Here is a 16749-nt window from a genome sequence, read left to right on the forward strand (position 1 = left end):
CTCCCCCAGGAGAGGGAGAAATCCAATCCCCTCTCCCTCAGGGAGAGGGTTAGGGTGAGGATGGTCTTCCCCGCTCGTAACAAAAGAGGATTTATGTCGTTACTCGCAGCACTGAAAACCTGGCTCAAAACACAAAAACTCGATGCGGTACTGATCTCCTCACGACAAAACAAACAGCCGCATCTGGGGATTTCAACCGCTTCCGGTTATGTCCTCGTCACTCGCCAGCATGCGCATATTCTGATGGATTCTCGCTATTACACCGATATCGCCGGGCGCGTTCAGGGCTACCAGTTACATTTGCTGGATGCCGCGCATAGTGTGGCCTCGATTATCAACCTGCTCATCAAAGAAGAAGGTTTGCGTAATATCGGCTTCGAAGGCGATCAGGTGACCTGGAAAACCGGGAATCAATTGCGTGAAATTCTGTGTGCAGATCTGCACAGCATCACCCTGGACGACCTGCGCAAAGTTAAAACCGCTGATGAAATCCATAAAATAAAAGCCGCCTGCCAGATTGCCGACCAGGCCTGCGAACACATCCGCCAGTTTATTCAACCTGGCATGCGGGAGCGCGAAGTCGCCGCCGAACTTGAATGGTTTATGAAGCAGCTCGGTGCTGAAAAACCGTCATTCGATACCATTGTTGCCAGCGGCGAGCGCGGCGCACTTCCCCACGGCAAAGCGTCGGAAAAAGTCATCGAAAGCGGTGAGCTGGTGACGCTGGATTTTGGCGCCCAACACCAGGGTTACTGCTCCGATATGACACGAACTTTTTTAGTGTCCGGAAAGTACAGCCAACCCCAGCAGCACCCGCTTTTTGATATTTACCAGACGGTTCTGCAAGCCCAGTTAGCCGCGATTGCCGCCATTCGCCCCGGCGTTCCCTGCCACGCGATTGATCACGCGGCTCGTAATGTGATTGATGCCGCCGGGCACGCGCATCATTTCGGGCACAATACCGGCCATGCCATCGGTATTGAGGTTCATGAAAACCCTCGTTTTTCCCCCACTGACACCACGTTGCTTGAGCCGGGAATGTTGCTCACCGTGGAACCGGGAATTTATCTGCCAAACGAAGGCGGCGTGCGGATTGAAGATGTGATTCTGGTGACCGAAACCGGCTGTGAAGTTCTCTATACCATGCCAAAAACGCTGCTATTTACAGGAGTTGAGTGATGGATTTATCGCTGTTAAAAGCCCTAAGCGAAGCCGATGCCATCGCATCTAACGAGCAGGAAGTGCGCGATATTTTGCTGCAACAAGCGCGTCATTACGATAAAGAAGTGCAGTTTGACGGACTCGGTTCCACGCTGATTCGCCTGAACCAGGCAAACGGCCCCAAAATCATGATTTGCGCCCACATGGACGAAGTCGGATTTATGGTGCGCAGCATCAGCCGCGAAGGAGCCATCGACGTTATTCCCATCGGCAATGTGCGCATGACCGCCCGCACCTTGCAGCCGGTTCGCATCACAACTCGCGGCGGTAAAAAAATCGCTGGCTTGCTGGATGGCGACAGTAACAAAGGTGAAATCAGCAACCTGCGCGTGGATATTGGCGCAGTCAGCGGCGAAGAAGTTGAACAAGCGGGAATTAACCCCGGCGATTATGTCACCTTCAATACGCCATTCAGTGAACAACCCAACGGGCGCGTGATGGGCAAAGCGTTTGATGACCGCCTCGGCTGCTGGCATTTACTGGAGCTGCTGCGCGAGCTGCACAACGTTGAGCTGGATGCCGAAGTCTGGCTGGCTGCCACCTCCAGCGAAGAAGTGGGTTTACGCGGCGGGCAAACCGCCACACGCCTGCTAAACCCGGATATCGCCATTGTGCTGGACACCGCCTGCTGGGCGAAAAACTTTGATTATAGCCCGGCCAACCATCGCCAAATCGGCAAAGGCCCGATGATGGTGATGTACGACAAAACGATGATCCCCTCGCCGCGCCTGACGCAATTCGTCGAGCAAGTGGCAGAGGAAAATGCCATTGCGCTCCAGCGCGATATGTTCAGCAACGGCGGCACCGACGGCGGCAGCGTTCACCTTTCCGGTTACGGCGTGCCGACTGTGGTGCTTGGCCCACCCACGCGCCACGGCCACTGTGCCGCGTCGATTGCCGATGAAAACGACTTAAAGCACACCCATCAGCTTTTGGTGGCACTGGTTAAAAAGTTAACCCGCTCAAACGTAGATCGCCTGAAGGATTTCTCGCGTTGATGTTCTGCGAACTGGAGTAATTTATGCTCAAAATTGAATTTATCTGCCCGTTGCCCAACGGCTTACATGCGCGTCCGGCGTGGGAATTAAAAGAACAGTGCGCGCCCTTTGCCAGCGAGATTACCTTTTTCAACCACCGTCTGAATCAGCATGCTGATGCTAAAAGTTCGCTAGCGCTGATCAGCACCGGCACGCTGTTTAACGACCCGTGCAGCCTGGAAATCAAAGGTGCGGATGAGGAAAAAGCCTGGCGCATTCTCGAGCCGTATATTCAGCAGCGTTTCGCCGATAGCGACAGCGAAATCCTGGCTGCGCCCCCGGAAAACACCCGCCCTCTCCCACGCTCGCTGCTGCGCCTGAACCCTACGCTGATTTACGGCAGCGGGATTGCGCCCGGCGTCGGCGAAGGGCAGTTAATGATATTCCGCCCCACCAGCCTTGAAGCGTATCGCAGCCAGGCTGCCAGCGTGCAGGACAGCACTTTACTCGAGCACAGTCTGGCCACACTTGCCGAGCAACTTAACCTGCAATTGAGCGTACTGGACGGGCAAAGTAAGCCGATTATTAATGCCCATTTGTCGTTAATTCAGGATAAAGAATTTGCCGGAAATATCCGCCGCCAGATGGCACAACACCGCCTGAGCCTTGGCGCTGCGACCATCGAAAACATGAATGAGGTGTGCAACAAGCTTGCCCAATCGGCCAGTGAATACCTGCGCGAACGCGTATCGGATATTCAGGATATTACGGTGCGCCTGCTGCAAATCGCTTATCCGCAAGTGACCGCAGGCAAAGTGATCACGCTGATTGAGCCGACAATTCTGGTGGCTGACGACATCACGCCAAGCCAATTTTTAAGTCTCGATAAAACGCTTTTGCAGGGCATGGTGCTGGCGAAAACCGGGCGCACTTCTCACACTTTAATTCTCGCGCGAGCGGCTGGGATTCCCGTGTTAAGCGGGATTGAAACCGCGCAGGTTCAGTATCTGGCGGGTGAGCCAGTGATTATTGATGCCAACGGCGGCGTGCTGGTCACTCAGGCGAATGACGCGGTGCGCGGCTATTATCAGGTCGCCAGAAATCTGGCCGAACTGCAAAGGCAGCAACAACTCGCAGCAGCGGGGTTAAAAGCGCAAACCGTTGATGGCGTGGAGATAGAACTGGCGGCAAATATCGGCACCGCGCTGGAAGCCCCGGCGGCGTTTGCTAATGGTGCAGAAGGCATCGGCCTGTTCCGTACCGAAATGCTGTTTATGGACCGCGATTCAGCGCCCGACGAGCAAGAGCAATTCGAGGCTTATCAGCAAGTTTTGCTCGATGCGGGCGAGCGCACGGTGATATTCCGCACCATGGATATCGGCGGCGACAAAAAAATCAGTTACCTGAATATTGGCGAGGAAGAAAACCCGTTCCTCGGTTATCGCGCCGTGCGTATTTACCCTGAATTTACCGATTTATTCACCCAGCAACTGCGCGCAATTTTGCGAGCGGCGGCGTGGGGCAATGCGCGTTTGATGATCCCAATGGTGCATACGCTGGATGAAATTTTATGGGTAAAACAGCAGCTGAATAATGCGATTGCCGCGCTTAAAGAAGAGGGTTTGCGCCACGCTTCGTCGATTGAATTAGGGATCATGATTGAGGTGCCGTCGGTGTGTTTCATCATCGACCATTTCTGCGACGAAGTGGATTTCTTCAGTATCGGCTCCAACGATATGACGCAATATTTATACGCCGTCGACCGCAATAACCCACGCGTCGCGCATCTCTACAACCCCATCACGCCATCGTTTTTACGCATGTTGCGCCAGATTATCGACGTGGCCCACAAGCGCAACCGCTGGGTGGGGATCTGCGGCGAACTCGGGGGTGAAACACGCTACCTTCCGCTGTTGCTCGGCCTGGGCGTGGATGAATTCAGCATGAGCAGCACGCGCATTCCGGCAGCCAAAACGCTGCTGCGCCAGTTGGATTTATCCGCTTGCAAAGCCCTGGCGACGCAAATTTGCGAATGCCGCAGCGGCGAACAAATCGAACAACAGCTCGATCAATTTATTCTGCCGCAGCAAAGCAAGCCGCTGCTGGCGCGGGAAAATATCATTATCCCTGCGCCGTTCAGCCGCAAAGAGCAGGTGATTCAATACTTGTGCGGCAATCTGGCGGTGCAGGGGCGCACGAATAATCCGCAAGAACTGGAAGAGGATATCTGGCAGCGCGAAGAAATCGTCACCACCGCCGTCGGTTTTGGCGTGGCGATCCCGCATACTAAATCGACGCATATTCAGCACTCCAGTATCAGTATTGCCCGCTTGCCACAGGCGATCGACTGGGAATCGGACATGGGCGAAGTCGAGTTGGTGATTATGCTGACGCTGGGCGCGAACGAAGGGATGAATCACGTAAAAGTGTTTTCACAACTGGCGCGTAAGCTGGTGAATAAAACCTTCCGTCAGGCTTTATTTGCCGCCAACAGCGCCGATGAAATGCTGGCATTACTGGAAAGCGAGCTGCAATTTTAAAGGAAGCGGTCGCGATATTCCCCCGGCGTGACGCCAAATTCCCGTTTAAACAGGCGACTGAAATAGTCGCCGTCCGGGTAACCACAGCGTCGCGCCACTTCATTAATCGTCAGATGGTATTTCTGTAAAATCATTTTCGCCTTCGCCATTCGCACCCAGCGCAAATAATCGACAAACCCCATATTCCCCTGCTGCTGAAATAACCGGGAAACATGATTGGGCGTGATATTAAATAGCGTCGCGGTGTTTTCTCGCGTCACGTCACGGGCATAATTATCCTGAATCCAGGTGCAAATACTCTGATAAAGAAATGGCCCGCGAGCCAGTTTATCCGCAGCCGGATCGTTAAGAATCTTGCGGCAGCACTGCAATAAGCTCAGACACAATGGCTGGATAATTTCCTGGTCGTTCGGGCTCGCGCCCAGGCTGGTCAACGCCTGAAGCAAATGCACCAGTTCGCCGCGATTATGATGCGGAACTTCGCATTTGCGCACCCGCTGAAACCCCGACTGCGCGGCGCGTTTATCATGAAAAGTCAGGCTTAAATAAGCAGGAGCAAAAACGATTCCCAGCAGCAAAACATCTTTATTCCAGGCCGGTTGATTCACGCCGTTCGCCGGGATAAACAGCAAGTCGCCCTGCCCCAGCGCCTTTTGATCCGGCTCCAGTAAATTGCCGTATTCGCCACGCAAAACCACTTCCAGACGAGGGAATTTAATGCTGTAACTCCCTGCCGGAATGCTCGATTGCAAACGCGCAAACCAACAGCGCTTAAGCTGGCCGGGGTTTAACACCACACCACTGAGTAGCTCGGCAAAAAAACGCTGTTCGGCGGGCAGAGTGGTTAAGGGCATGGCGGGTGTCCGTTGGATGGTAGAGGTGCAAGAGTATCCAGGTACCGCGTACATTTAAACCTTTGAGTTTTGGTTTTAATTAAATACCCATTAGCTCTTGTATTCGTATTCACATCAATTCGTAACTAAAAACTCTTTCAGTAATTATGGATTCTAACTGGTCTTTATTAGTATCAATAAAAAGACATTTATTATTCCGTAGGCCGTTCATTCCACGCGTCATGCGCTAATAAATTGCCATCTTTATAAAGATGCGTGATCTTCTCATATGAGTTCCACAAATCAGGAACAATCGGGTCATAAATTTCAATTTTGAAATTGCCCCGCCTCCCACTCCTCCACCATTTCATCGGTCACCTCTTTCTTATAACAAATAGGTGCATATCCACCTTCTTTACTCCATGCGCTGCGTCCGCCGCACTGGCGGCCATTTCTCATGCTGTTATAGGGGCAAGGGCAGTTGCCGGGATATTCTTCAATGGAGGCGTCGATGATTTGCTGTTTAATTTGGTCTTTGTTGTGGGCAGCGTTCGCCGGGTTCGCAATGCCAAATATTGTTGATGCGGCGATTAACAGGCCGATGAGAGCGGAGCATTTCATGTAAGCAGATCCTTGCTGGTAAGATTTCAAGTTCGATTCCGGACAAAACCTTACTCCTTAGCGCTTCCGCTAATTCAATTCTACGTCACAAATCAATCAGTTAAATATCATTTCACTATGGCTAAACCATAAACACTGAACACAATAAACAATCAGTTCACTATTAGTTCCGGGTTTGTAGGCCTATGCTTCGGCTATCAAATACGGAGGTCAATATGAACAGTACAAAACGTTATTTAATGCAATTAAAAGCTCAATTTGAACGCGAAGGCCAGGCGCATAAATTGTTAGGGTTGATTTGGCTTTCGCCGCAGCAGCGCTATGAAATATTGAAAGAAATTATGTTACCGGTCGCAGTGAAATGAAAAAGGCTTAACGGCGGGTAACGCTGATTTACCCGCCCTTTATCACTACCCTTTTAAAAACTCCAGCAAATCGGCATTGACCCGGTCTTTCTCGGTGGTGCAAATCCCGTGCGAACCGCCTTCATAAATCTTGAAGATTGAGTCTGGCAATGTCGCCGCCGTCACTTTGCCGCAGGTTTCAAACGGCACAATCTGATCGTCATCGCCGTGAATAACCAGCGTCGGGATGGTCATTTTCTTTAAGTCTTCACGCAGGTCAGTTTCAGAAAACGCTTTAATACAATCGTAAAGCGCTTTAATCCCGCCCTGCATTCCTTGCTCGACAAAACTTTCCCGGACGCCTTCCGAGATTTTCGCCCCCGAACGGTTGTAGCCATAAAACGGCAGCGTCAACTCTTTGAAGAAATCGGCACGATTGGCGCGCACGCCCTCGCGAATGCCATCAAATACGTCAATCGGCACGCCGTTGGGGTTGAAATCGGTTTTCACCATGATCGGCGGAACGGCGCTGATTAAAACCGCTTTCGCCACACGACTGGTGCCGTGGCGGCCAATGTAACGCACCACTTCACCACCACCGGTTGAATGCCCGACATGAACCGCATCTTTCAAATTCAGGTGCGCAGTCAATTCGGCCAGGTCGTCAGCATATTGATCCATATGGTTTCCGTCCCATGATTGCGAGGAGCGACCATGCCCTCGTCGGTCATGAGCGATAACCCGGAATCCTTTCTGTCCAAGAAAAAACATCTGATCTTCAAACGCATCCGCCGTCAATGGCCAGCCGTGGCTGAAAACTACCGGTTGCCCTTCTCCCCAATCCTTAAAATAAAGAGAACTGCCGTCCTTTAACGTGAGTTTGTCGAAATGGCTCATGATATCTCCTGTTCAGGTGATGGTCGTACGAGGTGCACAATTGAAAGGTGCATATACAGCGTAATGCAATTTTCTCGCCTGGCAGGTTTATTTACGGTCAGCAATTGTTCCATTGGTGTTAGTGAGGGTTTATTTCGATACTTTGAGCTTGCTCCCAAAATGTTAATAAACATGAGTGAGTCCATTCCCGACAGCGTCATGTTACCGATATCATGTTACCGGTATCAGCAATATCGTGAATTATGCTTAAAGCCTTTTTCACTTATAAATTCGGCGCAGAGGAAAAATTATGACCGAACTTACAACACATTATGGTGCAGGAACCCTGCTAGGGATCGCAGCCTGTGCAGTTGTACTCCTGCTCATTCTCATCATGCGCTTCAAAGTGCATGCATTTTTAGCATTAACCCTGGTGAGCGTGGTCGTTGCGCTGGTCACCGGTGTTCCGTTCGACAAAATTGTCCCGACTATTTTGGGCGGTTTTGGTAGTACGCTGGCGGGCGTCGCGCTGCTGGTTGGCCTCGGCGCAATGATTGGCCGCTTGCTCGAAATCTCTGGTGGCGCGAAAGTGCTTGCCGATACGCTGGTGGGTAAATTTGGTTCACACCGTGCGCCGCTGGCACTCGGCGTGGCGTCATTGCTGTTCGGCTTCCCGATCTTCTTCGATGCCGGTCTGGTTGTGATGCTGCCAATTATCTTTAGCGTGGCTAAACAGTTTGGCGGTTCAACGCTTAAGTACGCCTTGCCTGCTGCGGGTGCGTTTGCGGTCATGCACGCCCTGCTGCCGCCACACCCAGGCCCGGTTGCTGCCAGTGAATTGCTGGGCGCAAACATCGGCCTGCTGGTGATTGTTGGCCTGGTTATCGCGATTCCGACCTGGTATCTCGGTGCTTACCTGTTCGGTCTGTATGCCGGCAAAAAATTCGAAGTTCCATTGCCTTCTTCTTTCCTCGGTAATGTAGAAGCGGATCCAAACCACCAGCCGCCTTCATTCGGCACGGTGCTGTCGATTCTGCTGCTGCCATTGGTGTTGATTTTCCTCGATACCGGCCTGAACACCGCAACGGTGCTCGGTTGGGTAACAGCCGATAACATCGTCGTTCAGTTCCTGCGTATGCTGGGTAAAACCCCAATCGCATTGCTGATCACCGTGTTCTTCGCACTTGCAGTGTTTAGCGGTCGTCATAGCCGTCAGCATCTGGAAAAAGTGTGCGATGGCGCGCTTGGCCCAATCTGCGGCATCATTCTGGTGACCGGTGCGGGTGGTATGTTCGGTGGCGTTCTGCGTGCAAGCGGCATCGGCGATGCGCTGGCGGGGATTTTGTCTGATACCGGTATGCCGGTTATCGTGGCTGCGTTCGTTATCTCTACTGCTCTGCGTGTGGCACAAGGTTCGGCAACGGTTGCACTGACAACTACCGCAGCGCTGATTTCGCCAATGGTTGCAGCAACGCCTGGCCTGAGCCAGTTCGACCTGTGCTTTATCGTGGTGGCCATTGCAGGTGGTGCGACCGTTCTGTCTCACGTGAACGACTCCGGTTTCTGGCTGGTTGGTCGTTTCCTCGAGATGGACGAGAAGACCACGCTGAAAACCTGGACCGTGATGGAAACGCTTATCGGGACTATCGCCTTCCTGTTCGCATTGGTTGGCAGCATTATTCTGTAAACGAGAGTTTGTGACTGAAGTCACTTTAAACTATGCGTTAAGCTCAGTATCATCACTACAGACCAAACCCTCACTCTTACCGGTGAGGGTTTTCTTTTGTAAGGTTCCCATCAGGCACATGAATGCCTGCTATTTACACGGAGAGAAACGAGAATTATGTCCAGACCAGCCATTATCATTAATGAACTCGATGCCGAGCATATTGACCGTTTGCTGGAGAATCCACAATTTGCCAACCAGCCGGTAGCAGCAGCGCTGAACGCAGAACTGGACAGAGCTGAAATGCGTAAGCCTGAAGATATTCCGGCTGATGTGGTGACGATGAATAGCCGCGTGAAATTCCGCGATTTGTCTTCAAAAGAAGAGCACGTGCGCACGCTGGTTTACCCGGCAAACCTGAAGGACAGCGATAATCAGCTTTCAGTGATGGCACCAGTGGGTGCGGCGCTGTTGGGTTTGCGTGTGGGCGCGACAATTAACTGGACGTTACCGAACGGTAACCAGACACATCTGGAAGTGCTTGAGCTGCAATATCAGCCAGAAGCTGCGGGCGAATATCACCGTTGATGATGTATCCCCCTTCGTGCTGGAGGGGGAAGCGTTATGCTGAATCGCGTTGTACCAACTCCCCGGAAATAATAATCTTCTGCGACGGTAACGTCGGCTCTTTAATCTTATTCACAATCAGCGTTGCCGCTTGCCTGCCTGCTTCTTCACTGGATGCCGAAACATAGGTAAACCGTGGCGAAGTCAGATTAATGTGCATCATGTCTTCAAAGCCAATCAACGAAACCTGCTGCGTTAAAAACACATCTTTACCGACCGTTCGCCCGACCTGCTGAATCCCATTCAGGCAACCAATAATTGCCGAAGGTGAATGGCACAACATGGCGGTGATTTTGCTGTTGTTCTCAAGCAACTGACGGGTTAAACGCGCCGCCGCTTCAGTGTCGTTTTCACAAACCGGCGCCCACTCTTCGCGGAACGGTAAATCATATTGCGCCAGCGCGTTGCGATAACCGAGGAGGCGTTCTTCACGCATTAAATTGGCCGCAGATCCGCCCAGATAGGCGATATTGCGGTGGCCTCGGTCAATCAGATAGCGCGTCGCCTGGTTTCCGGCCTGGCGATTATCCCGCCCAATAACATCGCGATGGCTGCTCACCGTAGACTCCGCGATGATAACCGTCGGTAACGGGCATTCAGAAATAAGCGCTGGTATGGCGGCTAAACGGTGGTTGGCATCAAGGTAAATCACCCCAGCCACACCTTGTTGGGTGAAAGAAGTCAGGCATTGCTGTAGCTGTTGAGTATCGTCCTGCGGATGCCCGAGAAAAACCATATAACCTTGTTTTTCAAGATAATGGACGACACTCGCCATCACGTTAACGCAGAAGGAATCATTAAAATCGCGGATGATCAGGCCGATGAGATTTGAGGTGTTGGAACGCAGGTTCGCCGCCGCGACGTTATGCACATAGCCAAGCTGTTTAATCACAGCATTAACCTTTTCTATGGTCGCTTCCGAGATCTTCCCTTTTTGGCGCAGCACAAGAGAAACGGTGGAGACAGAAACTCCAGCCAGTTGTGCCACATCAATAATATTGACCTTTTTCATCCTGCTCCTTCGTGCCAAATTTCCTTGTTATCAATACCATAAAGCCCCCGGCAAACATACCGGGGGCTTAGCATTTCCTGTCTCTTTCCCCTATAGCTTGAAGGATGACGGGGAAATTATTTACCGATCATTGTCGAGATAGTCTGAGCGATGAACTGCGCTCGAGCGCCAAATATCACCTGAATCCCCGAATCACCGACAAACACCACGCCGCGTGCGCCGAGGCTATTCAGGCCGTCTTTATCAACGCGCTCGCTCTTTTCCACTTCCAGACGCAGACGGGTAATGCACGAACCGACGGAGTTAATATTTTCCGCGCCGCCAAGCAGGCCAATAATATCGCCCGCCAGTTCAGTGTCGGTTTTGTCGTTGGCGTTAGCCGTAACATCTGCACGACCCGGCGTTTTCACGTCGAAACGGCGAATCACGAAGCGGAAGGTGAAGTAGTAAATCAGCGCCATTGGGATACCGACAATTACCGCCGACAAGAAGTTAGTCTGGTAGCCGTTGAACGACGGCAAAATACCAAAGGAAATGTAGTCGATCATGCCCGCCGAGAAGGACTTGGCGATATGCGCATGCAGCAAATACATACACATATAAGACAACCCGGCCATTATCGCGTTGAAGACATACAAGATTGGCGCAACGAAGATAAAGGTAAATTCTACCGGTTCAGTGATGCCTGTCAGGAAGCAGGTCAGCGCCGCTGAGAACAAAATACCGGAGGCAATTTTCTTATTTTTGGTATTGGCTTCGTGGTACATCGCCAGGCATGCCGCTGGCAGCGCGAACAACATCAACGGGAACTCGCCCTGCATGAATTTACCGGCGTTCTGGTAGCTGTCGCTGCTAAATGTTTTCGCGCCCTCTTCCAGCATTTTGAACCAGATTGTCTGGTCGCCATGAATCACCTGACCTGTTTGCGTGGTGTATTCACCAAACGAATACCAGAATGACGGATACCAGATGTGGTGCAGACCCAGCGGGATCAGCGCGCGCTCAACCAGCCCGAAGATAAACGTTGAAAGCGCCTGGTTATCACCGTTGACAATCACCGACAGCGAATCAATTCCCGACTGAATGTACGACCACACCCACGGCAGCGCCATCCCCAGCAGGAAGGATAAGAACGCCGTGGCGATGGCGACAAAACGCTTACCGGAGAAGAAGCCGAGGAATTCAGGCAATTGCATGGTGTGGAATTTGTTATAGCACCACGCCGCCAGAATGCCGGAAATCAGGCCGCCGAAAACGCCCATTTGCAGCGTTGGGATGCCGACCACCATGGCGTATTTCCCGCCCGCCGCCGCCATTTCTGGTGTGATGTTCAACACGGTGCCGATGGTCACGTTAATGATAAACACCGAAACGGCTGCCGACAGTGCGGCAATGCCCGATTCCGCCGCCAGGCCGACCGCCGAACCAATCGCAAATAACATCGGCAGGTTGTCGAAAATCACCCCGCCCGCGTTCATCATTAACGGCAAATGGAATTTATCGCCAAAGGCCAACAGCAGGCCCGCAGCCGGTAGTAATGAGATAGGCAGCATTAATGCGCGCCCTATCATCGACAATTTAGATAACGATTTTGTAATGCTGGATAACAAACTCATAAACAATCCCCCGGTGTTGACGCCGCTATCGCGTTTTCTGACGTTACGCGTTTTTATGCTAGGTAGAACGTTCTAGTAGAACGTTCTACCCATACTGGCGAAACGAATTTTTTCCGGCAACTAAAATATGAGTTGTAGCCATACTGTTATCGAATATTTGAAGTTGCGCAGGTTTTGACCGGCTAATTTGTATGGGTTAGCGAAGATTCTTACGCATCACAAACAGTAAAAATGCCATCAGCAAACCTGGTAGCCAGACCCACTGAATTTCTGACCAGATAACCGCCTGCCCGCTCGGCTGGAGATAGCGCGAGAGCGCAAACGGTGCCACGCGGATCACCTGCCATGGTGCAAAAAAGCGTTCATCTGACCACGGCCATAGCCAGCCAACGCCCTTCCCGCCTGTCGTCACCGAGTCCAGCAAACTATGCGAAAGCAGTGAAACCGTGAGAAATAGCCAGACGCGCACTATTCCCGCCCGGAACCAGCGATAGCCAAACAAACACAGCAGCGGCACCACGAACGCAAACAATAATGAGTGCGTGAAACCGCGATGGCCAAAGGCATTGCCATACGCCACGCCAAATTTGAACGCCAGAACGTCGGCGTCAGGCAACATCGCCAGAACGATGCCGCCGAGCAACAGGCGCGGTGGAATAATTTTTTTGCCAAGTCCCAGTCCTATACAAATGGGCACGGCTGCGTGGGTAATTATGGTTGGCATAAGTTGCGAAGGTTGGTGAGTGAGAAGTGCAGAATAGATCAGAATGGGCAAAAAGAAACGGCCCAGGAAGGGCCGCTTTCGGGATGAAATTACGCTTGAACTGTAATGCTCAGACTTTCAAAAACCACCGTCTGACCAGCAACAATTTTGCAGCGTTTACGGGTTTCAACAACACCGTCAACTTTCACCAGACCTTCGGCAATCACCGCTTTCGCCTGTGCGCCGCTTTCACACCAGCCTTCCAGCTTCAGCAAATCGCATAATTCAACGTGTGGGTGTTTACCTAATGAGAAGGTCGTCATATTACTCTCCATCGACATCATGATATTCCTCGCAAGCCTGCAAGGTATTCTGGATAAGAGTGGCGACGGTCATTGGGCCAACGCCACCCGGAACCGGCGTAATATACGAGGCTTTGACTGCGGCTTCATCATAATTTACGTCGCCGACCACTTTACCACTCTCAAGACGGTTAATTCCGACGTCCACGACAATCGCCCCTTCCTTGATCCACTCGCCTGGAATAAAGCCAGGTTTGCCGACGGCAACGATAACTAAATCGGCGTTCTCGACGTGTTGACGCAGGTTTTTGGTGAAGCGGTGCGTAACGGTGGTAGTGCAACCGGCCAGCAGAAGTTCCATGCTCATCGGGCGGCCAACAATGTTGGATGCGCCAATCACCACGGCGTTCAGGCCGTAAGTATCAATACCGTAACGCTCAAGCAGCGTCACGATGCCACGCGGCGTACAAGGGCGCAGACGCGGCGCACGTTGGCACAGGCGGCCTACGTTATACGGGTGGAAACCATCAACGTCTTTATCCGGGTCAATACGCTCCAGAACTTTCACGTTGTCGATACCCGCAGGCAGCGGCAACTGCACCAGGATACCGTCGATTTCATTATCTGCGTTGAGCGTGTCAATCAGCTCCAGCAGCTCTGCTTCAGATGTCGTGACAGGCAAATCGTAAGAGCGGGAAATAAAGCCCACTTCCTCACACGCCTTACGTTTGCTGCCCACATAAATTTGCGATGCCGGGTTCTCGCCAACCAGCACAACGGCGAGTCCTGGGGCACGTTTTCCAGCGGCAATTCGGGCTTTCACTTTTTCAGCAACTTCAAGCCGTACCTGCTGCGCAATCGTTTTACCGTCAATAATCTTTGCTGCCATCAGTCAGAGGATTCCGTCTGTAATCAAAAAGGAGGGGGATTGTTTCTATTTTGTCAGAAGCCAGGCTCGCTGTCAGGCATTGTTAAGCCTTTATGCTCAAATGTCCGGCAGGTGATTGAAAAGCCATTGACTCCAAAGGCACTGACCGTATAATCCGAGTCCGCAATGCTTCCGAAAGGAATACAGTGCGCCCTTAGCTCAGTTGGATAGAGCAACGGCCTTCTAAGCCGTAGGTCACAGGTTCGAGCCCTGTAGGGCGTACCATTTCGATTCGAAGAGAAAAGACGCCCGAAGGCGTCTTTTTTTATGTCTGAAATTCAGTGACTTGGCTAATTTTAGCGCGTGGAAACTCTCTCAGAGTCTACCTACATCTACCCATATCAAGTGGTATCTGTTGGTCTATGCGATGGTACATCCCCGTTCAATGAAATCCTGTACCAACTGAAACGTCACCGCATTAATAGACATTTCTAAGGCCTTTATCGTTGTCATGTGTGGAAATCGTAAAACGTCCATGTCTAAATTATTGTCACCAGACTTCCCTGACTAACGACGCAGGAACAAATCATCTGCAGTTTGTTTCCAGTCAAAAGGTTGAAGGGTTTCCCATACTACGCCTCGTTGTGTCATTCTTTCTGGTAACCTCTGTTGCGTGGCTATTGTGCCAATGCACATACTGGCTGGAAGGCCCGCGTCTTCAATCATTTTCACCACTTCTCGTATTTCCTCGGCACGTCGAACACCATGTTCTGCCACCCGGCTTATCATGTAGTGAGGGAAATCTCCGTCCCAGCCCAGCGAAGGAAAACTGGCGTGCAGCGAGGCTAAGACTTCGTCTTCGACGCCGTAATGTCGAGCTGCAAGCAGGCATTCAGTGGTTAATGCCTCCAGCCCTTTTATCATCACACTGCGGCACATTTTAATCGCTGATACATCACCCACTTGATTACTGCCAAAGCTTGCATTGAGCCCTGATTGTTGTAAAAACTGCACGGTTTGTAGCGCAGTTTCACCGCCAATTAGCAGTGGTGTCGCGGCGCGTTTCGGTGGAACAGGTGCCATCACTGCCACATCGACATAGTTTGCACGCCCAAGACAACCTTCGGCAGCCTGCCGCTTTGTGCCCGGCGCAACAGAATTACAATCCAGAAAAGACTGCCCCTTGTGCAGTAATGGCTGGCAATCAAGCACCAGATTGAGCGAGTTTCCCGCCGTCACCAGGGAAAAAATCCACTCAGCATTTTCCAGCGCTTCGGCCAAGGAACCTGCCGCGTGTACACCACAGATGCGGGCTTTATTGCGCATCGCCTCGCCTGCATCACCAATCAGTTTACTGTCCCAAACTGTCACCTGGTGGTATTTCACCAGTTCGCTGGCGAAAATCGTTCCTGCCTCGCCGAAACCAATAACTGTGATGTTCGCCATACTGTTTTCCTTATTACATGTCCTGAGGCCAGATCGTGCCTAAGATAGCCACTTGCCCTTCAAAAATCAGGCGGGCAGTACGCAGCAGACCGCAACCCGCAATATGTTGCCCTTCAAGCTGCAACAACACGCTGAATTCTCCAGTGGGATGTTCAACACTGACGCGCTGTGATGAGCTATCGCTGATTCGCGCCACTCCTTCAGCGACGGTGTTGGGAATAAGGCAAGCAGTAGCAATACTGACTGCACCGAGCACACCCACTGACGCATGGCAACGATGCGGTATAAAAGTACGGCTGGAGATAGCGCCGCCGTTGCGCGGCTCTGCCAGTAATGTCATTTTCGGAACGGTGCGGTGAGTGACATCACCAAGATGCATTTTTGGCCCCATCTGCAAGCGAATGGACTCAATCTTTTTTTTCAGTTCTGAATCGTCATCCAGCGCTTCACGACTTTCATAACCGCTGCGTTGCAGATCTTTAGCACGCATCAGTATCACGGGCATGCCGTTATCAATACAGGTAACAGAAATGCCGTCGACGTAATCCTGGGCATTGCCAGTGGGCAGTAACGCACCGCAGCTTGAACCTGCAATATCCTGGAACTTCAGAACAATTTCCGCAGCACTACCAGGAACACCATCTATGCGTAATTCCCCCTCATATTCCACGCCTTCGGTTGTAGTTGGGATAATTGCGCGGGCAATTTGCCCGGTGTTTTCCATGTAGATACTGACTTGTGTGTTCCCTTCCTGTGGCGCGATAAGCCCGCGTTCAATGGCAAATGGCCCTACCGCTGCGAGGATGTTGCCGCAGTTCTGCCCATAATCCACAACCGCGGTATTCACATTCACTTGAGCAAACAGATAATCAACATCCACGCCTTCGCGTGAAGATGGCTGAATAATTGCTATTTTGCTGGTCAAGGGATCGGCACCGCCAAGGCCATCAATTTGCCGAGGGTCCGGTGATCCCATCACAGCTAATAACACGCTATCGCGGACTGCCGGATCATTGGGTAAATCGGAAGCCAGAAAACAGGCCGCTTTCGATGTGCCTCCGCGCATATACAAACAAGGGATTTTGCGCTGTTTCATT

Annotated in this window: 16 protein-coding genes and 1 tRNA gene; 7 read left to right on the forward strand and 10 right to left on the reverse strand. The window is 51.7% G+C overall.

Annotation, left to right across the window (positions count from 1 at the left end; genetic code table 11):
• The first annotated feature begins 93 nt into the window (after positions 1 to 93).
• The 3 genes from ypdF to ptsP are packed head-to-tail and all read left to right on the forward strand — an operon-like array spanning position 94 to position 4738.
• The gene (gene ypdF, locus D6029_RS07990) at positions 94 to 1179 is read left to right on the forward strand and encodes an aminopeptidase (protein WP_120064271.1); all 1086 of its coding nucleotides are present in this window, start codon (positions 94 to 96) and stop codon (positions 1177 to 1179) included.
• Positions 1179 to 2219: an aminopeptidase gene (ypdE, locus tag D6029_RS07995; protein ID WP_120064272.1), complete on the forward strand. Its 1041-nt coding sequence runs from the start codon at positions 1179 to 1181 to the stop codon at positions 2217 to 2219. Before ypdF ends, ypdE begins: the two co-directional genes overlap by 1 nt.
• 23 nt (positions 2220 to 2242) lie before the next feature.
• The gene (gene ptsP / locus D6029_RS08000) at positions 2243 to 4738 is read left to right on the forward strand and encodes a phosphoenolpyruvate--protein phosphotransferase (RefSeq protein WP_120064273.1); all 2496 of its coding nucleotides are present in this window, start codon (positions 2243 to 2245) and stop codon (positions 4736 to 4738) included.
• On the opposite strand, the gene D6029_RS08005 is transcribed toward ptsP, so the two are convergent.
• Together D6029_RS08005 and D6029_RS08010 are read right to left on the reverse strand one after the other, a co-directional pair.
• The gene (locus D6029_RS08005; RefSeq protein ID WP_120064274.1) at positions 4735 to 5592 is read right to left on the reverse strand and encodes an AraC family transcriptional regulator; all 858 of its coding nucleotides are present in this window, start codon (positions 5590 to 5592) and stop codon (positions 4735 to 4737) included. The two genes, ptsP and D6029_RS08005, sit on opposite strands and share 4 nt — an antisense overlap.
• A gap of 306 nt (positions 5593 to 5898) precedes the next feature.
• The gene (locus D6029_RS08010) at positions 5899 to 6192 is read right to left on the reverse strand and encodes a hypothetical protein (protein WP_120064275.1); all 294 of its coding nucleotides are present in this window, start codon (positions 6190 to 6192) and stop codon (positions 5899 to 5901) included.
• Between the two features lie 215 nt (positions 6193 to 6407).
• On the opposite strand from D6029_RS08010, the gene D6029_RS22505 reads away from it, so the two are divergent.
• Positions 6408 to 6557, forward strand: coding sequence for a hypothetical protein (locus D6029_RS22505; protein WP_167455985.1), 150 nt, complete (start codon positions 6408 to 6410; stop codon positions 6555 to 6557).
• 45 nt (positions 6558 to 6602) lie between these two features.
• Here D6029_RS22505 and D6029_RS08015 read toward each other — a convergent pair whose 3' ends face one another.
• Positions 6603 to 7433 carry an alpha/beta fold hydrolase gene (locus D6029_RS08015; protein WP_120064276.1) on the reverse strand — a complete coding sequence of 277 codons (831 nt, stop codon included), beginning with the start codon at positions 7431 to 7433 and terminating at the stop codon, positions 6603 to 6605.
• Positions 7434 to 7722: 289 nt separating this feature from the next.
• Here D6029_RS08015 and D6029_RS08020 point away from each other — a divergent pair, with 289 nt between their 5' ends.
• Both D6029_RS08020 and rnk read left to right on the forward strand, forming a co-directional pair.
• Positions 7723 to 9099, forward strand: coding sequence for a GntP family permease (locus D6029_RS08020; RefSeq protein WP_120064277.1), 1377 nt, complete (start codon positions 7723 to 7725; stop codon positions 9097 to 9099).
• A gap of 156 nt (positions 9100 to 9255) precedes the next feature.
• The gene (gene rnk, locus D6029_RS08025) at positions 9256 to 9666 is read left to right on the forward strand and encodes a nucleoside diphosphate kinase regulator (protein ID WP_115630223.1); all 411 of its coding nucleotides are present in this window, start codon (positions 9256 to 9258) and stop codon (positions 9664 to 9666) included.
• Between the two features lie 34 nt (positions 9667 to 9700).
• Here the strand turns inward: rnk and malI are convergent, their stop codons facing one another.
• From malI to folD, 5 genes are all read right to left on the reverse strand, one after another.
• Positions 9701 to 10717, reverse strand: a complete 1017-nt coding sequence (gene malI / locus D6029_RS08030) for a Mal regulon transcriptional regulator MalI (protein ID WP_120064278.1) — start codon at positions 10715 to 10717, stop codon at positions 9701 to 9703.
• Positions 10718 to 10833: 116 nt separating this feature from the next.
• Positions 10834 to 12333, reverse strand: coding sequence for a PTS transporter subunit EIIC (locus D6029_RS08035; RefSeq protein ID WP_120064279.1), 1500 nt, complete (start codon positions 12331 to 12333; stop codon positions 10834 to 10836).
• Positions 12334 to 12529: 196 nt separating this feature from the next.
• Positions 12530 to 13057, reverse strand: a complete 528-nt coding sequence (locus D6029_RS08040) for a metal-dependent hydrolase (RefSeq protein WP_120064280.1) — start codon at positions 13055 to 13057, stop codon at positions 12530 to 12532.
• Positions 13058 to 13146: 89 nt separating this feature from the next.
• Positions 13147 to 13359 carry a ribosome-associated protein YbcJ gene (gene ybcJ / locus D6029_RS08045; protein ID WP_034493931.1) on the reverse strand — a complete coding sequence of 71 codons (213 nt, stop codon included), beginning with the start codon at positions 13357 to 13359 and terminating at the stop codon, positions 13147 to 13149.
• Position 13360: 1 nt separating this feature from the next.
• Entirely contained in the window at positions 13361 to 14227 is an 867-nt protein-coding gene (folD, locus tag D6029_RS08050; protein WP_120064281.1) for a bifunctional methylenetetrahydrofolate dehydrogenase/methenyltetrahydrofolate cyclohydrolase FolD, read from the reverse strand.
• A 187-nt stretch (positions 14228 to 14414) separates the two neighbouring features.
• On the opposite strand from folD, the gene D6029_RS08055 reads away from it, so the two are divergent.
• Positions 14415 to 14491 (forward strand) — tRNA-Arg (locus D6029_RS08055).
• Positions 14492 to 14773: 282 nt separating this feature from the next.
• On the opposite strand, the gene D6029_RS08060 is transcribed toward D6029_RS08055, so the two are convergent.
• Together D6029_RS08060 and D6029_RS08065 are read right to left on the reverse strand one after the other, a co-directional pair.
• Complete coding sequence (locus D6029_RS08060; RefSeq protein WP_120064282.1) at positions 14774 to 15652, reverse strand: NAD(P)-dependent oxidoreductase; 879 nt, start codon at positions 15650 to 15652, stop codon at positions 14774 to 14776.
• 13 nt (positions 15653 to 15665) lie between these two features.
• Positions 15666 to 16748: a 4-oxalomesaconate tautomerase gene (locus tag D6029_RS08065; protein ID WP_120064283.1), complete on the reverse strand. Its 1083-nt coding sequence runs from the start codon at positions 16746 to 16748 to the stop codon at positions 15666 to 15668.
• Position 16749: the final 1 nt, after the last annotated feature.

Source organism: Buttiauxella izardii, assembly GCF_003601925.1.
Lineage (GTDB): Bacteria > Pseudomonadota > Gammaproteobacteria > Enterobacterales > Enterobacteriaceae > Buttiauxella > Buttiauxella izardii.

Coding starts and splice junctions, on each gene's coding strand:
- rnk (WP_115630223.1), top strand. CDS start 9,256: ATGTCCAGACCAGCCATTATCATTAATGAACTCGATGCCGAGCATATT.
- D6029_RS08010 (WP_120064275.1), bottom strand. CDS start 6,192: ATGAAATGCTCCGCTCTCATCGGCCTGTTAATCGCCGCATCAACAATA.
- D6029_RS08015 (WP_120064276.1), bottom strand. CDS start 7,433: ATGAGCCATTTCGACAAACTCACGTTAAAGGACGGCAGTTCTCTTTAT.
- D6029_RS22505 (WP_167455985.1), top strand. CDS start 6,408: ATGAACAGTACAAAACGTTATTTAATGCAATTAAAAGCTCAATTTGAA.
- D6029_RS08065 (WP_120064283.1), bottom strand. CDS start 16,748: ATGAAACAGCGCAAAATCCCTTGTTTGTATATGCGCGGAGGCACATCG.
- D6029_RS08040 (WP_120064280.1), bottom strand. CDS start 13,057: ATGCCAACCATAATTACCCACGCAGCCGTGCCCATTTGTATAGGACTG.
- D6029_RS08005 (WP_120064274.1), bottom strand. CDS start 5,592: ATGCCCTTAACCACTCTGCCCGCCGAACAGCGTTTTTTTGCCGAGCTA.
- ypdE (WP_120064272.1), top strand. CDS start 1,179: ATGGATTTATCGCTGTTAAAAGCCCTAAGCGAAGCCGATGCCATCGCA.
- folD (WP_120064281.1), bottom strand. CDS start 14,227: ATGGCAGCAAAGATTATTGACGGTAAAACGATTGCGCAGCAGGTACGG.
- D6029_RS08060 (WP_120064282.1), bottom strand. CDS start 15,652: ATGGCGAACATCACAGTTATTGGTTTCGGCGAGGCAGGAACGATTTTC.
- malI (WP_120064278.1), bottom strand. CDS start 10,717: ATGAAAAAGGTCAATATTATTGATGTGGCACAACTGGCTGGAGTTTCT.
- D6029_RS08020 (WP_120064277.1), top strand. CDS start 7,723: ATGACCGAACTTACAACACATTATGGTGCAGGAACCCTGCTAGGGATC.
- ypdF (WP_120064271.1), top strand. CDS start 94: ATGTCGTTACTCGCAGCACTGAAAACCTGGCTCAAAACACAAAAACTC.
- D6029_RS08035 (WP_120064279.1), bottom strand. CDS start 12,333: ATGAGTTTGTTATCCAGCATTACAAAATCGTTATCTAAATTGTCGATG.
- ybcJ (WP_034493931.1), bottom strand. CDS start 13,359: ATGACGACCTTCTCATTAGGTAAACACCCACACGTTGAATTATGCGAT.
- ptsP (WP_120064273.1), top strand. CDS start 2,243: ATGCTCAAAATTGAATTTATCTGCCCGTTGCCCAACGGCTTACATGCG.